The following is a 3,444-nucleotide window of genomic DNA, read 5'->3' on the forward strand; positions in this document are numbered from 1 at the left end:
TATCCTCCATTGTAAAGTTGAAGTTAATTTAATAAACTTCCTGCATTTCGCGCGGTAGCACTTATAACAGAACTTGTCGCGCGCACCCGTTAGTTCAACAAGAAACTGCTCAACTATTATCATCTAAAATATTAAGTCCAAAGAAACGCATATCTATTTCTGTGTCAGTAAAAAATACGGAAGAGGTGAGAACAAATGGAAAATGATAATTTAAAACTTACATCTTCCGAAATAGGAACACTATGGGGGGAGTATGTAAACGGAACTATGACCGAGATAGTAAATAGGTATATGATTTCTATTTTGGAAGACGAATCAATAAAAAAAGTTTTTGAAATTGCCATTGAGACATGGGAAAAGCAAAAGAAGCAGCTTGTTTCCTTCATTGAGAAAGAGGGATTTCCAGTTCCTATTGGATTTACTGAGTCCGACCTTAATAAAGGTGCAGAGAGATTGTTTTCTGACACATTCTGCTTAAATTATTTACATATTATGACTATACATGGTTTGTTGGGTCATACAACTGCTTTAAGTGTTTCTGTCAGAAAGGACCTACGGAAATTTTACAATTCATGTGATAATGATGCAAAAAGTATGTACGATTTAACCATTGAGTTATTGCTTAAAAAAGGAAAATTCCAACGAGACCCCTATTTCTATCCTAACGAGAGCCCTGAATTTATTTCTACCAAAGATTTTACTGATGGATTCTTCGGAAAAGGGAGACTTTTATCTGCTACAGAAATAATCAGTATTTCTCTTAACATTAAAAAGAGCATTATGGCAAAAACTCTTTCAATCGGATTCAGTCAAGTCGCCGAATCGAAAGAAATAAGAGAGTTTTTTAAGGAATTAGAAAAAAAGGCAGATGAAAACATACAAGCTCTTTCAAAAATTATGCATAAGGATAATTTGCCAGTTCCAATGTCGTGGGAATCAGAGGTTACAACGTCAAAAGACTCTCCTTTTTCAGATAAATTAATGTTGTATCATATGGGTTTCTTGGCTCAAACTGCACAAGTATATTACGGGACAGGTCTAGCAGGAGCCATGCGAACAGACCTAGCTGTCGTTTATGAAAAAACAATTCTAAAAACATTAGCATTGACAAAAAACTGGTTCGATATTATGGTGAAAAACAAGTGGTTAGAACAGCCACCACTTGCTCCCAATAGAAAAGAACTTGCACAAGATAAATAAGATATACCCCTCATTAGTGAGGGGTATATTTTTAATTAGCTAGTTAATTTAATGGATAATTACAACATTAAGTAGTTATTTCCTTCTTAAACTAACCTGCTTTGTTAACGGAACAAGAAAAGCGAATGCCCTTTTTGAACAATCGCACCCGTTACTTTAAGTACATTATTTCACAATCTATTCTACACTTTAAATGTTTTTAAAGAAAAATAAATGAGTTACTTAATTTCATATTAGAAGAAAATTGTGTACTAACAATTCATTAGAATTAATGGTCACTAAATAGCAAACGTGTAATACATAAAATCACTAAATTTTGTTAATAATGCAATATAGAAGTAATAGGTGGTGTGAATATAATGTCCAATAAGCTGATTTTATGGTTACTATTAATTGTTCCATGGTTAACATTATTTTTTATGAAAAAAGAGGGTATCAAAAGGTACATGCCAGTAACAATATTTACTGCATTATTAGTAACCATCGTCTATGAAATAGGATATACATATAAGTTGTGGCAAATCAAAGAAGCGATAGTGCCCTGGGGATACATAACAAATGTGAGCTTTGCGTACGGCGCATTCTTCATAACTACAATATGGGTTTTTTATTTTACATTCAGAAACTTTTGGTTATACCTTGCAACAAATATTGTTATTGATGCGTTTGGTGCTTGGGTGATACTTAAATTTGTTGAAGCAAGGAAATTGACTCACTTTACAATAAGTAGTTTTAATTTATTATTAATTTTTGTTACAATAGCCTTAATTGCTTATGTTTTTGAAATATGGTATGAAAAAGTTTAAAATATTGAAATAATAGAGAGTACATTATATAAAGCAGTAGAGTTATTTAAGATGTTCTTATTTCACGTATCAATCGTAAAAAGCAAATAATTGTCCAGAATACCGTATTATTCAGAAATGGATTTTACGGTATTTTTAATTCGCAATATCTTACATATGTGTAGCTTTGAGCATATTATTTAATTATATTTTATAACTTTTATAAGTCATTGAATAATTGTTCAATAGTCCTATTCTCGACTTTTTTAACTATTCTGCTCCGTTAGTACAATAAAAAAAGCTGCATCAATGGCAGCTGAATCTTCAACAAAAGTAACCGTTTGTTCAAAAAAGTTGGCTTTCGAGCTAAATTTAAGTGGAGCATAATTTCTATTTTAAAAGGATAGCGATTGAATCCATTATTGCTTCATATCCAATTTGCATATAAATTTTATTGGAAGTAGGATTATTTAGATCAGTGTATAAACTTGTTGTTTTATAACCTCGATCTAACAAGGATTGAGTGAAGGCTGAGACACAATCGGAAGCATATCCCTTTTTTCTTTCGCTAATTGGTGTGTAAACATAGCTAATTGTAATATTACTTTGAGTTGGACGTGTAGCATATGCCATGGAAACCAACCCTCCGTTAATTTCCCACACAACTAAATTTCCTTTTTTAATCAATTCCTTAGCTTTTTTATCGGCTTCTTTTAAACTTAAAGGTTGATTAATTTCATAACAAAATTGATACACCCAGTCTTTAATGATGTGAAGATCGATTTCTTTAGCTGTCCTGAGTTTTCCATTTGATTTTATTTTTTTCTTAACTTTTTCTAGCTTATAAATTTTTTGATTCACTACGACACTTGCATGAATCCCTCTTAAGTTCGAAATATACTTAGCTAAATCAGTAGTTAAACTCTTTTCACCTATAAAGCCAGGTATTTCTTGAATTGTGTTACTCAACTTTTCTCCAATAACTTGTATTTCCCTTGAAGTAAAAGAAACTGCTTTAGATAAGATTATTTGACTAGGATGTGTTTGTAGTAGAACCAACCCAATGTCGTTGTCTTTTATTACCTTTGCCATCAAAAGAGGACTTTTATCGTTTTCTCCTAAAGATAGTAAAACACCAAATATTAAATTGTTTTCAGCTTCAAATCGTTCTAAGTAAGAGACCACATCATTCTTAAACAATGAAAGATCATCATATTTTACAAGTTTTATCAATCAAACCATCCCCTTTGGGCGTTCTTGAATGATTAAAAAGTATTTCTAAAATATAAATACTCTACAAAAACTAATTTATCCATCATATTTAATTGTATTTTTATAAACCCTTTATTAAACTAACCTGCCACTTTAGTTTAAGTGCAAACCTTCACATTCCCTTACTGACTCATGAATAAATATATTTTTTCACTAAATTCTAATGTAATTTTAAATTTATAATAAT

General features: G+C 31.0%; 3 protein-coding genes. 2 read left to right on the forward strand and 1 reads right to left on the reverse strand.

The window, feature by feature from the left end:
* Window positions 1-195: 195 nt before the first annotated feature.
* A complete protein-coding gene (locus J2Y67_RS27490) occupies window positions 196-1,200 on the forward strand; it encodes a DUF3231 family protein (RefSeq protein ID WP_310179358.1) in 1,005 nt (334 codons plus the stop codon).
* 359 nt (window positions 1,201-1,559) lie between these two features.
* Window positions 1,560-2,006, forward strand: a complete 447-nt coding sequence (locus J2Y67_RS27495; protein ID WP_310179359.1) for a hypothetical protein — start codon at window positions 1,560-1,562, stop codon at window positions 2,004-2,006.
* Between the two features lie 369 nt (window positions 2,007-2,375).
* On the opposite strand, the gene J2Y67_RS27500 is transcribed toward J2Y67_RS27495, so the two are convergent.
* The gene (locus J2Y67_RS27500; protein ID WP_310179362.1) at window positions 2,376-3,218 is read right to left on the reverse strand and encodes a GNAT family N-acetyltransferase; all 843 of its coding nucleotides are present in this window, start codon (window positions 3,216-3,218) and stop codon (window positions 2,376-2,378) included.
* Between the last annotated feature and the right edge of the window lie 226 nt (window positions 3,219-3,444).

The sequence above is a fragment of the Neobacillus niacini genome, from assembly GCF_031456445.1.
In the GTDB taxonomy this organism is placed as follows: domain Bacteria; phylum Bacillota; class Bacilli; order Bacillales; family Cytobacillaceae; genus Neobacillus; species Neobacillus niacini_I.

Coding starts and splice junctions, on each gene's coding strand:
- J2Y67_RS27495 (WP_310179359.1), top strand. CDS start 1,560: ATGTCCAATAAGCTGATTTTATGGTTACTATTAATTGTTCCATGGTTA.
- J2Y67_RS27490 (WP_310179358.1), top strand. CDS start 196: ATGGAAAATGATAATTTAAAACTTACATCTTCCGAAATAGGAACACTA.